The following is a 17,897-nucleotide window of genomic DNA, read 5'->3' on the forward strand; positions in this document are numbered from 1 at the left end:
CCCGGCATAAGAAAAAGCCCAGGTCACGGGCTATGTGACCTGGACTTTCACTGAGCCGCCTTCGGGATTCGAACCCGAGACCTACGCATTACGAGTGCGTTGCTCTGGCCAACTGAGCTAAGGCGGCACGCGCTGCCACACCATGGTGCGATCAGCAGCGGGCCCAAGTCTACACAGTTTCCGAGGGTGCTCCGTACCGCCCTGGTGCCGGGGCGTAGGTGCAGGTCAGCGGTGTGGTGGGTGGGGTCAGGAGCAGGTCTTGCCGTCGCTCGGCGGGGTGCCTTCCAGGAGGTAGGTGTTGATCGCCGTGTCGATGCAGTCGCTGCCGCGGCCGTACGCCGTGTGGCCGTCGCCCTCGTAGGTGAGGAGGGTCCCGGAGCTGAGCTGGCCGGCCAGGGACTTCGCCCACTTGTACGGGGTCGCCGGGTCCCGGGTGGTGCCGACGACCACGATCGGGGCGGCGCCCCCGGCCTTGATGCGGTGCGGGGTGCCGGTGGCGGGGACCGGCCAGTAGGCGCAGTTCAGGGAGGCCCAGGCGAAGCCCTTGCCGAAGACCGGGGAGGCCTTCTCGAAGGCGGGGAGCGACTGGGCGACCGCCTTGGAGCTGGTGAAGGCGGGCGGGAGGTCGACGCAGTTCACGGCCGCGTTGGCGTACATCAGGTTCGCGTACGTGCCGTTGGGCTCGCGCTCGTAGTAGCTGTCCGCCAGCGAGAGCAGGCCGGAGCCGTCGCCCTTCTGGGCAGCCGTGAGCGCGTCACGGAGCTGGGGCCAGGCCGCCTCGTCGTACATGGCGGCGATGACCCCCGTGGTGGCCAGGGACTCCCCGAGCTTGCGGGAGTCACCCGTGGCGATCGGCTTGGCGTCTAGGCGGGCGAACAGCTGCTTCAGCCTGTCCGCGGCGTCGGAGGCGGACGTGGTGCCGAGCGGGCAGCCCGACTTCTTCACGCAGTCACCGGCGAAGGACTGGAACGCCGTCTCGAACCCCGCGGTCTGGTCGCGGTTCATCTCGGCCGAGGGAAGCGACGGGTCCATCGCACCGTCGAGGACGAGCCGGCCCGCCCGCGCCGGGAAGAGTTCGGCGTACGTCGCGCCCAGGAAGGTGCCGTACGAGGCCCCGACGTAGTTCAGCCGGTCGTCGCCGAGCAGCGCCCGCAGGACGTCCATGTCACGCGCCGTCTCCACGGTGGAGACGTGCGGCAGGATCTCCGCCGAGCGCTGCTCGCAGCCCGTGGCGAACTTCTTGAACGCACCGCTCAGCGCGGTGACCTCCCCGGCGTCGTCCGGCGTCTGGTCCACCTGCGTGTAGGCATCCATCTGCGGACCGGTGAGACAGGTGACGGGTTCGCTGCGCGCCACCCCGCGTGGGTCGATGGCCACCATGTCGTACCGGGCCCGCACCTGGGCGGGGTAGCCGACCGCGGCGTAGCCCTGGAGGTACTCGATGGCCGAACCGCCGGGCCCGCCCGGGTTCACCAGCAGTGAGCCGATCCGCTTGCCGGGGCCGGTGGCCTTCTTGCGGGAGACCGCCAGCTTGATCTCACCCGCGTCCGGCTTCGCGTAGTCGAGCGGCGCCTTCATCGTCGTGCACTGGAATCCGGTGACCCCGCAGTCCCGCCAGCTCAGGTGCTGCGCGTAGTACGTCTTCAGCGCCGCCGGGACCGGCGAGGCGGTGGCCGCCGGGCCGGATGACGAGGCACCCGTCGTCGAACTTCCGCTGCTGCAGCCGGAGATGAGGAGGCCGGCAGTGCCGAGCGCGATGGCGAGGGTGCGGAGCGGGCGCCTGGTGTCCATGTCCGGAGCGTAGCCGCCGGGTGACGACTCGCCCGATTCCCGCCTCATACGGGTGATTCGGCGTGACTCGACCGCCCGGTCGGCCGCCGGGCCGCAGTGGTCAGCCCGCCCGCAGCGCCATCGTCATGGCCTCCACCGCGAGCAGCGGCGCCACGTTGCGGTCCAGCGCCCGGCGGCAGGCGGTGACCGCCTCGATCCGGCGCAGGGTCCGCTCGGGCGTGGACGAGCGGACGACACGGTCGAGGGAGTCCTGCGCGTCGGCGTTGGCGATGGCGATCCGCGAGCCCAGCTGGAGGGCGAGCACATCGCGGTAGAAGCCGGTCAGCTCGGTGAGCGCCAGATCGAGGCTGTCCCGCTGCGTACGGGTCCTGCGGCGCTTCTGCTTGTCCTCCAGCTCCTTCATCACCCCGGCGGTGCCGCGCGGCATCCGGCCCCCGGCGGCCGCGCCGAGCGCGGCCTTCATGTCCTCGGTCTCCTTGGCGTCCACGTCCTCCGCGACCTGCTTCGCGTCGTCGGTGGCGGTGTCGATCAGCTCCTGCGCGGCCTTGAGGCAGCCGCCGATGTCCTCGACGCGCAGCGGCAGCTTGAGGACCGCCGCGCGGCGGGACCGCGCCCGCTCGTCAGTGGCGAGGCGCCGGGCCCTGCCGATGTGGCCCTGGGTGGCGCGGGCGGCGGACACGGCCCGTTCCGGGTCGATGCCGTCCCGCCGGATCAGGACATCGGCGACCGCGTCGACCGAAGGGGTGCGCAGCGTGAGGTGGCGGCAGCGGGACCGGATCGTGGGCAGCACGTCTTCGAGCGAGGGCGCGCAGAGCAGCCAGACGGTGCGCGGTGCGGGCTCCTCGATCGCCTTCAGCAGGACGTTGCCCGCGCCTTCGGTGAGGCGGTCGGCGTCCTCCATGACGATGACCTGCCAGCGCCCGACGGCCGGCGAGAGCTGGGCGCGGCGGACCAGCTCACGGGTCTCCTTCACGCCGATGGAGAGCAGGTCGGTGCGGATCACATCGACATCGGCGTGCGTACCGATGAGGCTGGTGTGACAGCCGTCGCAGAAGCCACAGCCCGGCGCCCCGCCCAGCGCGCGGTCCGGGCTGGTGCACTGCAGAGCCGCCGCGAAGGCCCTGGCGGCGGTGGACCGTCCGGAGCCCGGCGGGCCGGTGAACAGCCACGCATGGGTCATCTTCGAGCCGGACGGCACCGGCTCTCCCGCCGAGATGGCGGAGACCAGCACGTCGGCGTCCCGGGCGGCGGCGCCGAGCTGCTCCTGCACCCGGTCCTGGCCGACCAGGTCGTCCCATACGGACATGGGTCACCGCCCTTCCGGTGGTGGTCATGGCTCTCGCTGATCAGCGGCCGGACGCGGTGCGCGTCAGGCGTCGATCCGGCTTCCCATTGTGAGGGACGGGTCTGACAATCCCGGCACACGCCCGGGGCGGGAGGGCGCCGGAAGCACGGAAGCCCCGGACATCCGGGGCTTCCGTGCGTACCGGATCACGGACCCGGTCACGGACCGGATCACGTACGCATCGTCACGGATCAGCGACGCGGGCGCCGTCCGCGGCCCCGGGAGTCGGGGCCCTCCTCGTCGTGGTCGCCGAGCAGTTCGTCCGCCAGCGTCGGCAGATCGTCCAGCGGGGTCTCCTCCGCCCAGTCGGGGCGGGGCCGCCGGGACTGGCGGCCGGAACGCTCCTGCTGGTCCGGGGCCGGCTGCTGGGGCGCGTTCGGGTCGGTGATCTGCGGGAGCTCACGGGTGCGCTCGTTCTCGCGCTCCGGCACGGAGCCCCCCGGGTGCTCGTCCCGGAAGATGCCCCGCGGCACCCGGTCGGCCGGATCGGCTTCCCTCGCGGACCCGCGGCCCGTGTCCCGTACCGGCGGAAGGACCGTCGTGTCGTCCGTCGCGCCTGCCGCGTCCCGGCCACCGGAGCGCTCGTCCGGCTCTGTGAACTTCGGGATCATCGTCGTCTCGGCCTCGTCGGAGGGCCAGGTGTCGGACGAGGAACGGCTGGAGGAACGGGTGGATCCGGACGACGGATCCACCGGGGAGGGAACCGGCTGGGTGACCTCGTTCGGGTTGACGATCGGAGTCGGCACCGTCAGCTCGTTGTCCGGAACGGACGAGCCGGACGAGCCGGACGACCGGGACGAGCCGGACTCCTGGGACTCCCGACGTTCCTGGGCTTCCCGATGCTCCTGGGACTCCCGACGTTCCCGGGAAGCCCGCGAGGCCGCCTCTGCGGCTTCCGCCTCCGCACGCGCGGTCTCGGCCGCGGCAGCTGCCTCGGCCTCGGCCTGACGGCGTGCCGCCTCGGCCCTCAGCAGGGACTCCTCGGCCTTGCGCTGCTTCTCAAGGCGGAGCGCCTCCGCCTCCTTGCGCAGCCGGGCCTCCTCCTCCGCCTGCCGGCGCAGCCGCGCCTGCTCGGCCTCGCGGGCCGCTTCCTCGGCCTCCTGCCGTTTGCGCTCCTCCTCCGCGATCCGGCGGGCCTCCTCGGCGCGCTGCCGGGCCTCCTCGGCCTGGCGCTCGGCCTCGCGGCGGCGGGCTTCCTCCAGCTCCTGCCGCTTGCGCTCCTCCTCCTCGGCGCGGAGCCGGGCGAGCTGCTCCTGCCGCTCACGCTCCAGGCGCTCCTCCTCCGCCTTGCGCGCGGCCTCTTCCTCGGCGAGGCGCCTGGCCTCTTCCTCGGCGGCCTTGCGCGCTTCCTCCAGGGCCTTGATCTCGGCCTCGGAGAGCGGGAGGAGCTGGTCGAGCCGGTGCCGTACGACGGTGGTGATCGACTCCGGGTCCTGGCCGGCGTCCACCACCAGGTAGCGCGTCGGGTCGGCAGCGGCCAGCGTCAGGAACCCGGAGCGTACGCGGGCGTGGAACTCGGGCGGCTCGGACTCCAGCCGGTCGGGAGCCTCGGTGAACCGCTCGCGCGCGGTCTCCGGGTCGACGTCCAGGAGCACCGTCAGATGCGGTACGAGACCACTCGTCGCCCACCGGGAGATCCGGGCGATCTCGGTCGGCGCGAGATCGCGGCCCGCGCCCTGGTAGGCGACGGAGGAGTCGATGTAGCGGTCGGAGATGACGATCGCGCCGCGCTCAAGGGCCGGGCGCACGACGGAGTCGACGTGCTCGGCGCGGTCGGCGGCGTAGAGCAGGGCCTCCGCGCGGTTGGAGAGTCCGGCCGAGGACACGTCGAGCAGGATCGACCGCAGCCGCTTGCCGACGGGTGTGGCGCCGGGCTCCCGGGTGACGACGACCTCGTGGCCCTTGGCGCGGATCCACTCGGCGAGCGCCTCGACCTGGGTGGACTTGCCGGCGCCGTCGCCGCCCTCCAGGGCGAGGAAGAACCCGGTCGTGGCGGGTGCGACGGCCGGTTCGCCGCCGCGCAGCGCCTCGCGCAGATCGCGGCGCAGCGGCACTCCGGAGCGGTCGTCCGTCTTCGCGAGCACGATGGCGGCGACCGGCAGCAGCAGGGCGCCGATCAGCATCAGGGTGAAGGCGGCGCCGCCGTGCGCGAAGACGAAGCCCCCGGCTGTCAGCCGGTGCGTTCCGATGGCGGCGGCGACCAGCGGGCCGCCGACCGCGCCGAGCGCGATCAGGACCCGGACGACGGCCTGGAGGTGTTCGGTGGTCCGGACCCGGCGGGGTTCCTCGGTCTCCTGGTCGATCAGGACATGGCCGGTGTTCGCGGCGACGCCCGCCGCGTACCCGGCGAGCACGGCGATCAGGACGACGGTCGCCGTGTCCGGGACCAGGCCCATCACCAGCAGCGCAACGCCTGTGACGGCGGTGGCCAGGGAGAGCAGCCGCCGCCGCGACAGCATCGGCAGCACCTTGCCGGCCGTGCGGATACCGGCGCCCGCACCACCGGTGAGGGCGAGGATCAGCAGCGCGAGGGTGGCGGGGCCGCCGCCCAGGTCGGTGGCGTGCAGTACGGCGACAGCGCCCGCGGCCGCGATGGCCCCGGCGACGGCGGCGCAGGTCGCGACGATCAGCGGCATCGCGCCGGTGCGGCCCTTGTCCGGTCCCTGGCCGGACGACGGCCGGCGCAGCCCTTCGAGCGGGGAGCGCGGCCGGGGCGTGGGCGTACCGGGCAGTTCCAGGAAGTACACGATGGAGATGGAGGCGGAGAACAGCCCGGCCGCGACGTACGAGCCGAGGGCCGCCTGGTGGAAGGAGAACCAGTCCAGGCCCGAGCCCAGCAGGTTCCCGATCAGCGCCGCCACCAGCAGCACGGCCGCGGCGGCGGGGACCGCGGCGAAGTCGGTGCGCAGGAAGAGCCGGCGCAGCGGTTCGAGGTGGTCCGGCAGCGGGCGCACGGCGGCGCCCTCGATGGGCGGGGCGGGCAGCAGCGCGGGGGCGGCGCTCTCCTTGGCGATGCGCCACAGGCGCTCGCCGATACCGGTGACGAAGACGGTGATCAGGATCATCATGAGCGCCCGGTCGGGCGTCCAGTCGATCCACAGCGGCGCGACGACCAGCAGCGCGAGCCGCAGCCCGTCCGCCCCGATCATCAGCCACCGCCGGTCGATCGGCCCGCCCGGCGCCGTCAGGGTCGTCAAAGGCCCCAGAAGTACGGCTCCGAAGAGCAAGGTGGAAATAATCCGGGCACCGAACACGGCGGCGACGGCAAAGGCCGCCCCGCGGTATCCGGATCCGAATGAGCCCTCAAGGACCGCCGCTTGCAGCGACAGCAGCACCAGCACGAGAAGGGCGAGTGCATCGCCGATACCACCGACGAGCTGGGCGCTCCACAACCGCTTGAGCGGGGGAATGCGCAACAGGGCTCGTACGGCGCGCTCGCGTGAGTCTGCGGCAAGTGTGTCGGAGGTGGGGCTCACGACCGTTGGCTGCTCGGCTCGCGTCATCCGCCCAGCCTATCGGGAGCGAACCGGTGCCCGGGGGCCGCGTCCGAACATACGACCACCAGACACCCACCCCACCCCCCACTTCCGCCCCACATCCCCCTCCCCGGCCCCACTACCAGCCCCTCCGGCGTTTGAGGAGCGGGGTCCGGGGCGGAGCCCCGGCTTCGGGAAGGGGCGGGGAGGGGACAAGGCCCGCCGCAGGCGCCCCCACCCACCTCCAACAGCACAAACGCCGGGCGGGCTGGAGAAACCATCTCCAGCCCGCCCGGCGTTCAGAAACTCCGCGAGGTCACTCCTCCGAAGAAGAAGCAGACGCAGACGCCGAAGCAGACTTCTTCGCAGCCGCCGCAGTCGTCTTCTTCGCAGTCGTCTTCTTCGCCGCAGCCGAAGTCGTCTTCTTGGCCGCAGTCTTCTTCGCCGCGGTCGCCTTCTTCGCCGGCGCCTTCTTCGCGGTCGCCTTCTTGGCCGGGGCCTTCTTCGTCGTCTTCTTCTTGGCCGGCCCCTTGGCCCGCTTCTCCGCGAGCAGCTCGTAGCCGCGCTCCGGCGTGATCTCCTCGACGCTGTCGTCGGACCGCAGCGTCGCGTTCGTCTCGCCGTCCGTGACGTACGCGCCGAAACGCCCGTCCTTCACGACGACCGGAGCACCGCTCACCGGGTCCGTGCCCAGTTCCTTCAGCGGCGGCTTGGCCGCGGCCCGGCCGCGCTGCTTGGGCTGGGCGTAGATCGCCAGGGCCTCTTCGAGGGTGATGTCGAAGAGCTGGTCCTCCGAGGTCAGCGACCGCGAGTCCGTGCCCTTCTTCAGATACGGGCCGTAGCGGCCGTTCTGCGCGGTGATCTCGACGCCCTCGGCGTCCTCACCGACCACGCGCGGCAGCGACATCAGCTTCAGCGCGTCGGCCAGCGTCACCGTATCCAGCGACATCGACTTGAAGAGCGAGGCCGTCCGCGGCTTCACCGCGTTCTTGCCGGTCTTCGGCGTGCCCTCGGGCAGCACCTCGGTGACGTACGGGCCGTAGCGCCCGTCCTTGGCGATGATCTGGTTCCCGCTGACCGGGTCGGCGCCGAGCTCGAAGTCGCCGCTCGGCTTGGCCAGCAGCTCCTCCGCGTACTCGACGGACAGCTCGTCGGGCGCCAGGTCCTCGGGGACGTCCGCGCGCTGGTGGCCCTCGGAGTCCTTCTCGCCGCGCTCGATGTACGGGCCGTAGCGGCCGACGCGGAGCTTGATGTCGTTGCCGACGGGGAACGAGGAGATCTCCCGGGCGTCGATCGCGCCGAGGTCGGTGACGAGCTCCTTGAGCCCGCCGAGGTGGTCGCCGTCGCCGTTGCCCGCGTCGGATGCCTTTCCGGCACCGGCCGCGTCGTCGCCTTCCTGCGCACCGAAGTAGAACCGCTTCAGCCACGGCACGGACTGGGCCTCACCCCGCGCGATGCGGTCGAGGTCGTCCTCCATACGAGCGGTGAAGTCGTAGTCGACGAGCCGGCCGAAGTGCTTCTCCAGCAGGTTGACCACGGCGAACGAGAGGAACGACGGCACGAGCGCCGTCCCCTTCTTGAACACGTACCCGCGGTCGAGGATCGTCCCGATGATCGACGCGTACGTCGACGGGCGGCCGATCTCGCGCTCTTCCAGCTCCTTGACCAGCGAGGCCTCGGTGTACCGGGCCGGCGGCTTCGTCGCGTGGCCGTCGACCGTGACCTCGTCGGCGGACAGCGCGTCGCCCTCGGCGACCTGCGGCAGCCGGCGCTCGCGGTCGTCCAGCTCGGCGTTCGGGTCGTCGGCGCCTTCGACGTACGCCTTCATGAAGCCGTGGAAGGTGATCGTCTTGCCGGACGCGGAGAACTCGGCGTCGCGGCCGTCGCTCGCCCGGCCGCCGATCTTGACGGTGACGGAGTTACCGACCGCGTCCTTCATCTGGGAGGCGACGGTCCGCTTCCAGATCAGCTCGTAGAGCCGGAACTGGTCGCCGGTGAGGCCGGTCTCGGCAGGGGTGCGGAAGCGGTCGCCGGAAGGGCGGATCGCCTCGTGCGCCTCCTGGGCGTTCTTGACCTTGCCAGCGTACGTGCGCGGCTTGTCCGGCAGGTAATTGGCGCCGTACAACTGCGTGACCTGGGCACGGGCCGCGGAGATCGCGGTGTCCGAGAGGGTCGTGGAGTCAGTACGCATATAGGTGATGAAGCCGTTCTCGTACAGCTTCTGTGCGACCTGCATGGTGGCCTTGGCCCCGAAGCCCAGCTTCCGGCTCGCCTCCTGCTGGAGGGTCGTCGTACGGAAGGGGGCGTACGGGGAACGGCGGTACGGCTTCGACTCGACGGACCGTACGGCGAACGAGGAGTCGGCGAGCGCGGCGGCCAGGGCGCGGGCGTTCGTCTCGTCCAGGTGCAGCGTCTGGGCGGAGGCGGCCTTGAGCTGACCGTCCGGACCGAAGTCACGGCCCTGGGCGATGCGGCGCCCGTCGACCGCGCTGAGGCGGGCGGTGAGCGTCGAGGGGTCGGAGGCGTCACCGGTGCGGCCGGTGGCGAACGTGCCGGTCAGGTCCCAGTACTCGGCGGAGCGGAAGGCGATGCGCTCGCGCTCCCGCTCGACGACGAGGCGGGTCGCGACCGACTGGACACGGCCCGCCGACAGACGGGGCATGACCTTCTTCCACAGGACCGGCGAGACCTCGTAGCCGTAGAGGCGGTCGAGAATGCGGCGGGTCTCCTGGGCGTCGACCATGCGCTGGTTCAGCTCGCGCGGGTTGGCGACGGCGGCCCGGATCGCGTCCTTGGTGATCTCGTGGAAGACCATCCGGTGGACCGGGACCTTGGGCTTGAGGACTTCCTGCAGGTGCCACGCGATGGCTTCGCCCTCGCGGTCCTCATCGGTGGCGAGGAAGAGTTCGTCCGACTCGGCCAGCAGCTGCTTGAGCTTCCTGACCTGGGCCTTCTTGTCGGCGTTGACGACGTAGATGGGCTGGAAGTCGTTCTCGACGTCCACGCCGAGGCGTCGCACCTCGCCGGTGTACTCGTCCGGCACCTCCGCCGCGCCGTTCGGGAGGTCGCGGATGTGCCCGACGCTCGCCTCGACGACGTATCCGGGGCCGAGATAGCCCTTGATCGTCTTCGCCTTGGCAGGCGACTCGACGATGACGAGTCGGCGGCCGCCCTGTGCGGTCTCGGTGGTCGGGGACAACTTCGCTCTTCTCTCCGGTCGACGCTCGGTGGGCATCAGGGGCAGCGCGATCGCGCTGCCGACAGTGCTGTCGCTGCGGAGTGTGACGGTACAACCCGCCCCCGTGTCAAACGGCAAAAGCCCGCAACGGCCACTCGAACGGTAACCCGACTTCCGCCTTTCCTGCCGCCCGGCCCGCTCAGTCCGCCGTGCGCGGGGCCGCTGCCCGCGGGTTTCGGCGGCGCTGTGGCCGCACCGCGGGGACCGGCGGCGGGGTGCGCGCAGTCCGGGCGTGTTCCGGGCCGGCTCCGGGCCCCGGATGGCTCGCGACGGGTCCGGACGCGCATACGAACACACGTTCAGCGCCGTGTTCAGCCCTGTGTCCAGCCCCCTGCTCAGACGCGTGTGAAGCACCACACCCCGAGGACGAGGAAAACTACGCCGAACACAGTGGCGAGTACGGTCGAGGCAACGGGGCTCACCCGGTACGCCACCGGCGCGCGATGCAGTACGCGCGCCCCCGTCCACAGCAGCAGCGCGGCACCGAACAGTGCGAATGCCGTTCCGGCGAAGACCGCAGGTCCGCTCTCCATACCCGTATGCCTCTCTGTCCCCCGGCGCGGACCGGAGCGGACCGGGGGCGGGGGTGCCCGCGGTCGTACCGCGCCGTACGGCTTCGTTTCGCGCCGTTTCGGGGGAGGCTCGCACCACGGAGCGTCGACGACGCGAACCCCGGGTGAACAGCGGAACCGGTCCGTGCTCACACGCCGCCGCACCCACCTGACTTCGAACACCGCCAACAGCGCAGCGGCGAGCAGTACCTACCCGACACGCATCCGCCCCGGAACGCGGAGCACCCGGCCCCGGCGGGGTGCAGAACGGCGGCCGGCCCGTGACGCACACCAACCGGAATCCGCAGACCGAGCGGCAGACAGGCGGCGGTGGGCGTGAAGGCCCTGATAAGACGGCCGTTCAGTACGTAGGGCAGCGCGCGACCGAACCGGAGCGGAGCCCAGTTCCGAGCGCTGGGGAGTACCGCGCCGAGGCCGACGGCCGCGGCCGTCGGGACCAGCACCTCACCAGCCCCCACGCCTCCCGGGGCCGCTGAGTGCACCGCCCGCGAATCCCATGAGGTGAGCAGCGCGCGGGGAACGGGACGGGGCCGGGCCCATTCCGGCGGCGCGGTAACGTCGCGCCGCCGGACCGGAGATCAGCGACGGTGCGGCGCGGATATCTCGCTCGTCGGCCCGATCCGGATCATCCGGTCGTCCGCCCCGCCGGGGGCACCGGCTCCAGGAAGCCCTCCTCGACCAGCAGCCGGATGGCCTGCGGGGTGCGGTCACGCAGCAGCACCGGGTCCTCGTTCATCAGCTGGGCGATGGCGTCGAGGATCCGGCCCGCGGGCAGCGATCCGTCGCACACACCGGCGAACCCCGCCCCCACCGCGTCGACCTTCGTCGCGCGCCGCATACCGCGGTTCTGACGGAGCACCACATGCTCGGGGTCCTCCGCGCCCGGCAGCCCGACCTGCTCCTGCATCACCTCGGCCGCCAGGGTGAAATGGCCGGTCAGCAACGCCGCGTCGTCCTGCTCCCGCAGGTAGTCCTGACGGGCGAAGTGCGCCTCGATGGCCGGACCGAGCGGCTGCTCCACCGCGTGCGGCCACTCCTCGATCACGATCGACGCGTCCCCGGTGGCGGCTGCGGCGGACTTCCGCAGCGTGATCCAGCCGAAGCCGACCCCCTTGGTCCCGATGGCCTCGAACTCGTCCAGCCAGGCGTCGTAACGCGCCGCGTACTCCGCGGGCTCCGTGCGGTGGTCGCCGCTGTCGCGCAGCCACAGCTCCGCGTACTGCGTGACGTCCTGGACCTCGCGCTGCACGATCCAGGCGTCACAGCCGTGCGGCACCCAGGAGCGCAGCCGGTCCTGCCACTCCTCGTCCTCCGTGTGCTGCCAGTTGGCCAGGAAATGGGCGTACCCGCCCTCGTTCAGCCGCTCGCCGGTCTGCTGCACCAGCGTCCGGCACAGATCGTCGCCCGCCATGCCGCCGTCGCGGTAGGTGAGCCGGGCACCGGGCGAGATGACGAAGGGCGGGTTGGAGACGATCAGGTCGTACGTCTCCCCGGCGACCGGTTCGTAGAGGGAGCCCTCGCGCAGATCGGCCGGGGCCGCGCCGGACAGGGCGAGGGTGAGCCGGGTGAAGCCGAGGGCGCGCGGGTTGAGGTCGGTGGCGGTGACCCGGGTGGCGTGCTGCGAGGCGTGCAGCGCCTGGATGCCGGAGCCCGTACCGATGTCGAGGGCGGTGGCGACGGGCCTGCGGACGGTGATCCCGGCGAGAGTGGTGGAGGCGCCGCCGATACCGAGGACGACGCCCTCCTCGTGCGAGCCGATGCCGCCCGCGCCTCCGACGGCGCACCCCAGGTCGGAGACGATGAACCAGTCCTGACCGTCCGGCCCGCCGTAGGGGCGTACGTCGACGGTCGCGCGCACCTCGCCGTCCGACTCGGTCAGCCAGCCGTCCGCCACGCATTCCGGCAGCGGCAGCACGGCGGCCACCCGCCCGGCGGGGACCGGGCGCTGGAGGAGGAAGAGCCGCACGAGCGTGTCGAGCGGCGCGTCCCCCCGGGTGGCACGCAGCGCCGGGACGGTCTCACTGCGCGCGAGCGCGGCGTAGGCGGATGCGCCGAGCAGGTCGAGGAGCCCGTCGGCGGTGAAGTCGGCGGCGAGCAGGGCTTCGCGAAGCCGGGTCGCATGGTCGGGTGCGGGAAGGCTGGTCATACTCACGTGACCCATTGTGACGGCTCCCACTGACAACGGCAGCGGCCCGTTGACCCATCGGGCCAACGGGCCGGTCGTACGACCGCCGGCCGGGGGTCGTACAGCTGCTCGTCCGGGTTGTGCGGGCGGCCGTGTCGGAGAGCCGTCCGGTTACGACTTCTCGCCGGGCGAGGCGGAAGAAGACGCCCCCTTCGGGTCCTCGGAGCTCTTCGCGTCCTTCGGGTCCTTCGCGTCCTTCGAGTCGTTCGAGGGCGAAGCCGACTTCGAGGCACCGGCCGACGGCGATGCGGGGGCCGTCGGCTTCTGGCAGCCCTTCTGCTTGGCCATCGCGCTGCCGACCTCGCCGGACTGGAGCTTCTTCAGCGCCTGGTCACCGTTGGTGCTGATCTTGTTCAGCTCGTCAGCGATGTCCTTGAGGCCGTCGGCGAACTTCGCCTGGTCCTTCGTGTTGAGGTCATCGACCTTCTTCTGCAGATTCGCGTAGGCCGCGGAGGAGGCGTTGAGCTCCTTCACGGCTTCCTTCTGCGTGGTCTCGCCGTCGTCGACCGGCGGCGGGCCCGCCGAGTCGACCGCCGAGCCCAGCGCCTTGTAGGCCTGGGAGATCTGCTGGAAGGCGGCCGAGTCGGTCTCCTGGACGTCGGCGGGCTTGCTGTTGTCGGCGGTCTGCTGCTGGATGGAGGCGTTGGCGTTCGCGATCTTCTGCAGCTGGGGCTGGACCTGGTCACAGACCTTCTTGGCCCAGTCGTTCACCTTGTTGTCGCTGTCGTCGCTGCAGCCCGACAGCGTAAGTACCAGTACCGCACCGCCGGACAGCGCGGCCGCAAGCTTCTTGTTCACCGGATTGGTCCCTTCCAAGGCTCTCGGCCCCGGAACTTACACGTCGAACGCCCTGCATTTGGGCGCCCGGAGTCCGGTGGGTGGGCTTTTGCAGCCATTTGCACCAAGCGAAATGAGGGAGATACAACTCACCCACTCGGCCCCGGCACACGGGAACAGCTGATCGAACAAGCACCCTGTCGACTGACGGACGGGCGGAGCGTCAAAATGCCCCACCCGCCCGCTTCCTGACCTCGCGTCGGCTACCCGATCCGACCGCCCGCAGTGCTGCTGCCGCGACCGCCCGCCGCCGGCCGGCTCACTGAACGGCCGCCGGATCGGACGGCCGGGCCGAGCTGCCTCCGCCCTCGCCACCGGAGTCGCCGTCGTCCCCCACGGCGATCCCGCGACGCTTGGAGACGTAGACCGCACCGATGATGACGACGATGGCGAGCACCGCGACAACCGCGCGCACCCAGGCGTTCGCGTCCGCGCCGTAGCTGAACTTCACCACCGCGGGCGCGATGAGCAGCGCCACCAGGTTCATCACCTTGAGCAAGGGGTTGATCGCCGGCCCGGCCGTGTCCTTGAACGGGTCACCGACCGTGTCACCGATGACGGTCGCGGCATGGGCGTCGCTCCCCTTGCCGCCGTGGTGACCGTCCTCCACGAGCTTCTTGGCGTTGTCCCACGCACCACCGGAGTTGGCGAGGAAGACCGCCATCAGCGTCCCGGTGCCGATCGCACCGGCGAGGTACGAGCCGAGCGCCCCGACCCCGAAGCAGAAACCGACCGCGATCGGCGCCAGCACCGCAAGCAGACCGGGCGTGGCCAGTTCGCGCAGCGCGTCCTTGGTGCAGATGTCGACGACGCGCCCGTACTCCGGTTTCTCGGTGTAGTCCATGATCCCGGGGTGTTCGCGGAACTGCCGCCGTACCTCGTAGACGACGGCCCCGGCCGACCGGGACACCGCGTTGATGGCCAGGCCGGAGAAGAGGAAGACGACCGCGGCGCCGAGGATCAGGCCCACCAGGTTGTTCGGCTGCGAGATGTCCAGGCTCAGCCCCATCTCCCCGGCCGAGGCTCCGACATCGTCGACCGCGGTGGCGATCGCGTCGCGGTAGGAGCCGAAGAGCGCCGCCGCCGCCAGAACGGCGGTCGCGATGGCGATGCCCTTGGTGATGGCCTTGGTGGTGTTGCCGACGGCGTCCAGATCGGTGAGGACCTGGGCACCGGCGCCGGTCACGTCACCGGACATCTCCGCGATGCCCTGGGCGTTGTCGGAGACCGGGCCGAAGGTGTCCATGGCGACGATGACCCCGACGGTGGTGAGCAGGCCGGTACCGGCCAGTGCCACCGCGAAGAGCGCCAGCATGATCGACGTGCCGCCGAGCAGGAACGCCCCGTAGACACCGAGCCCGATCAGCAGCGCGGTGTAGACGGCCGACTCCAGACCGATGGAGATACCGGCGAGTACGACGGTGGCCGGTCCGGTCAGCGAGGACTTGCCGATGTCCCTGACCGGACGCCGGTTGGTCTCCGTGAAATAGCCCGTGAGCTGCTGGATCAGGGCCGCCAGCACAATGCCGATGGCAACGGCGACCAGCGCGAACACCCGCGGATCCCCACCGTGCGAGGTGATGGACTCATCGGTGACACCGTCCAGATCCGCGTACGTGGACGGCAGATAGACGAAGACCGCCACGGCCACCAGGACCAGCGAGATGACCGCCGAGATGAAGAACCCGCGGTTGATGGCGGTCATCCCGCTGCGGTCGCTGCGGCGCGGCGCGACGGCGAAGACGCCGATCATCGCGGTGATCACGCCGATCGCCGGCACGATGAGCGGGAAGGCCAGTCCCGCGTCGCCGAACGCGGCCTTGCCGAGGATGAGCGCGGCGACCAGAGTTACGGCGTACGACTCGAAGAGGTCGGCCGCCATGCCCGCGCAGTCCCCGACGTTGTCGCCCACGTTGTCCGCGATGGTCGCGGCGTTGCGCGGATCGTCCTCCGGAATGCCCTGTTCCACCTTGCCGACCAGGTCCGCGCCGACGTCGGCCGCCTTGGTGAAGATGCCGCCGCCGACCCTCATGAACATCGCGATCAGCGCCGCTCCGAGCCCGAAGCCCTCCAGCACCTTGGGCGCGTCGGCGGCGTAGCCGAGCACCACGCAGGAGGCGCCCAGGAGCCCGAGGCCCACGGTGATCATGCCGACCACACCCCCGGTACGGAATGCGATCTTCATTGCTTTGTGCGAAACGGCGGTGAGATCCTTTTCCGGTTCACCTTCCGCGGGAGTCGCCTCACGCGCGGCGGCGGCCACCCGCACATTGCTCCGTACGGCGAGCCGCATACCGATGTATCCGGTGGCCGCCGAGAAAAGCGCACCGACCAGGAAGAACACCGAACGTCCCGCGCGTTGCGACCAGTTGTCGGCCGGAAGCAGGAGAAGCAGGAAGAAGACGACGACGGCGAAGATGCCTACGGTTCGCAACTGCCGGGCCAGATAGGCATTCGCGCCTTCCTGGACGGCCGCCGCGATCTCCTTCATACGATCGGTGCCCTCACCGGCCGCCAGCACCTGACGGGCCAGCAGCCGGGCGACCAGCAGTGCCGCGAGGGCGACGACCGCGACGACGATCACGATGACTCGGTTGTCATCGGTGAGCACCGCTGCGGCGAGAGTGGTGGGTGGGTCGGAAAATGCGGAAAACTGCGTCAGTTCTGCCAGTGGTGTGGTGCCGAACCCCGCCATACGTCCTCCTTGACGCTCAGCGCTCAAGACGTGGACGGATTGTAGGTAGCGGAACACGATCAAAACAGTGCGCGGTAAATGTAATTGACCTTCATCCACCGAACGACAATTGATCACCTTCGCGCACTGGACCGAATGCAGTAATGGGGCAGACGCATTGTCCGTAGATCACTGATCAAGCGGGAACGACCGCGCAAAAAGAAAAAGGCCCTGCTCAGCAGGGCTCGAAAATGCGATCGGCGGCGAACTCACGCGCCGCCGGTCGCCTGTCTCAGGGGAGTACGCCGGTCGCCCGTCTCAGGGAAGTACGGTCGTCGGCGTCTTCGGCCAGCTCATCCGGATGACTCCGCCGTCCGCGCCGGACCTGACTTCCACGTCGTCGACCAGGCCGCTGATAACAGCGAGGCCCATCTCGTCCTCGCCGTCGCCCTCAGGATCGGGTTCCGGCTCGTCGGGCCCCACCTCGGACGCGGCGCCGCCCCGTCCGGACATGCCGGGTACGGAACCGTCGCTGCCCGGGCCCGGCACCTCGTCGCCGACCTCGATGGAGAAGGACTTCTCCTCCTCGGTCAGGACGACCGTTACAGGAGCGGTGATGCCGTGGCTGCGGTGCAGCCCGACCGCCCGGCTGCAGGCCTCTCCCACGGCGAGCCTGACCTCGTCGAGCACGGCCTCGTCGACCCCGGCCCGGCGCGCCACGGCAGCCGCCACGAGGCGAGCCGTCCTGACGTGTTCGGGCTGGGCGCTGAAGCGGAGTTCAACGGTGGCCATGCGATCCCCCTCGAACGTACGTGTGTGCGTCCAGGAACTGGGCGGACGGCCCGGCACTCCTGGTTCTTCTATCCGACGCAGCTGCCCGGCATCCACCGGACTGCCGCCCGACGGATGTTGTACGGCCAGAGTTCAACCACTGGCCTGACAACTGACAGCCGATCCGACCCGAACAGCTCACGGCCGACGACTGACGGTGACGCCTGACGCCTGATCCGACAGCCGATGACTGATCCGGTGGCCGGCACTGACCGCCGACCGACGGCTGGTCCGATCGCGTGAGCGACCGGTCAGCAACCGGGCCGGCGAACAGCCCGGAAAAATAGATCAGCCGACGACCGCCGAACGGGTGACAGACCGGCCTCGTACCGATGCCGGTGCCGACGTCGGAACCGATGCCGAACGGGCGTCGGACAGCCGAATCATCGACTGCCGACAGGCCGCCCGAGCGGCCGCCACGGCCCCGGCCGTCGTCCTCCGGAGCCATCGCGGCGACACCTGCCACGGCTACGCCCGCTACCGCCGGACCGGCCCTTGAGCCGGTCCGACCGCGAGCCGTACCGTCAGTCGGTTGCCTCGACGGCCTCGTCGACCGTGTTGTGAATCGGGAACACCTTGGTGAGACCGGTGATCCTGAAAATCTTGAGAATGCGCTCCTGGTTGCAGACCAGGCGCAACGAGCCCTCATGGGCCCGCACACGCTTCAAGCCGCCCACGAGCACGCCGAGGCCGGTGGAGTCGAGAAAGTCGACGCCTTCCATGTCGACAACCAAGTGGTAGCTGCCGTCATTCACCAACTCGACCAACTGCTCGCGCAGCTTGGGCGCGGTATACACATCAATCTCGCCACCGACCTCGACGACCGTACGGTCGCCACCAGGGCCGGACACATTGCGAGTCGACAAGGACAGGTCCACGGATCCTCCAGCACCTTGCTATCGAGCGGTCGCCCCTCGGTCTCCCCGGCGGAGCCAGGGGACGGATCGC

The 17,897-nt window shown here is 70.6% G+C and carries 10 protein-coding genes and 1 tRNA gene; all 11 read right to left on the bottom strand.

Annotated elements, in window-relative coordinates; genetic code table 11:
- Nucleotides 1-53: 53 nt before the first annotated feature.
- A tRNA-Thr gene (locus ACFVQ0_RS14305) sits at nt 54-127 on the bottom strand.
- A gap of 119 nt (nt 128-246) precedes the next feature.
- Nucleotides 247-1,791 carry an alpha/beta hydrolase gene (locus tag ACFVQ0_RS14310; protein WP_390087842.1) on the bottom strand — a complete coding sequence of 515 codons (1,545 nt, stop codon included), beginning with the start codon at nt 1,789-1,791 and terminating at the stop codon, nt 247-249.
- 100 nt (nt 1,792-1,891) lie between these two features.
- Nucleotides 1,892-3,097 carry a DNA polymerase III subunit delta' gene (locus ACFVQ0_RS14315; RefSeq protein WP_390087844.1) on the bottom strand — a complete coding sequence of 402 codons (1,206 nt, stop codon included), beginning with the start codon at nt 3,095-3,097 and terminating at the stop codon, nt 1,892-1,894.
- Between the two features lie 230 nt (nt 3,098-3,327).
- Nucleotides 3,328-6,639 carry a dTMP kinase gene (gene tmk / locus ACFVQ0_RS14320; protein ID WP_390087846.1) on the bottom strand — a complete coding sequence of 1,104 codons (3,312 nt, stop codon included), beginning with the start codon at nt 6,637-6,639 and terminating at the stop codon, nt 3,328-3,330.
- Between the two features lie 289 nt (nt 6,640-6,928).
- Nucleotides 6,929-9,811 carry a type I DNA topoisomerase gene (gene topA, locus ACFVQ0_RS14325; protein ID WP_390087848.1) on the bottom strand — a complete coding sequence of 961 codons (2,883 nt, stop codon included), beginning with the start codon at nt 9,809-9,811 and terminating at the stop codon, nt 6,929-6,931.
- 374 nt (nt 9,812-10,185) lie between these two features.
- A complete protein-coding gene (locus ACFVQ0_RS14330) occupies nt 10,186-10,383 on the bottom strand; it encodes a hypothetical protein (protein WP_311304792.1) in 198 nt (65 codons plus the stop codon).
- Between the two features lie 664 nt (nt 10,384-11,047).
- Nucleotides 11,048-12,583, bottom strand: coding sequence for a methyltransferase (locus ACFVQ0_RS14335; protein WP_390087850.1), 1,536 nt, complete (start codon nt 12,581-12,583; stop codon nt 11,048-11,050).
- 135 nt (nt 12,584-12,718) lie between these two features.
- Nucleotides 12,719-13,405 carry a small secreted protein gene (locus ACFVQ0_RS14340; RefSeq protein ID WP_390087852.1) on the bottom strand — a complete coding sequence of 229 codons (687 nt, stop codon included), beginning with the start codon at nt 13,403-13,405 and terminating at the stop codon, nt 12,719-12,721.
- Between the two features lie 298 nt (nt 13,406-13,703).
- Nucleotides 13,704-16,139, bottom strand: a complete 2,436-nt coding sequence (locus ACFVQ0_RS14345) for a sodium-translocating pyrophosphatase (protein ID WP_390087854.1) — start codon at nt 16,137-16,139, stop codon at nt 13,704-13,706.
- Between the two features lie 297 nt (nt 16,140-16,436).
- The gene (locus tag ACFVQ0_RS14350; RefSeq protein WP_390087856.1) at nt 16,437-16,910 is read right to left on the bottom strand and encodes an ATP-binding protein; all 474 of its coding nucleotides are present in this window, start codon (nt 16,908-16,910) and stop codon (nt 16,437-16,439) included.
- Between the two features lie 563 nt (nt 16,911-17,473).
- A complete protein-coding gene (locus tag ACFVQ0_RS14355) occupies nt 17,474-17,827 on the bottom strand; it encodes an STAS domain-containing protein (protein WP_024493792.1) in 354 nt (117 codons plus the stop codon).
- Nucleotides 17,828-17,897 lie beyond the last annotated feature (70 nt).

This window comes from Streptomyces sp. NPDC057900, assembly GCF_042887885.1.
GTDB lineage: Bacteria > Actinomycetota > Actinomycetes > Streptomycetales > Streptomycetaceae > Streptomyces.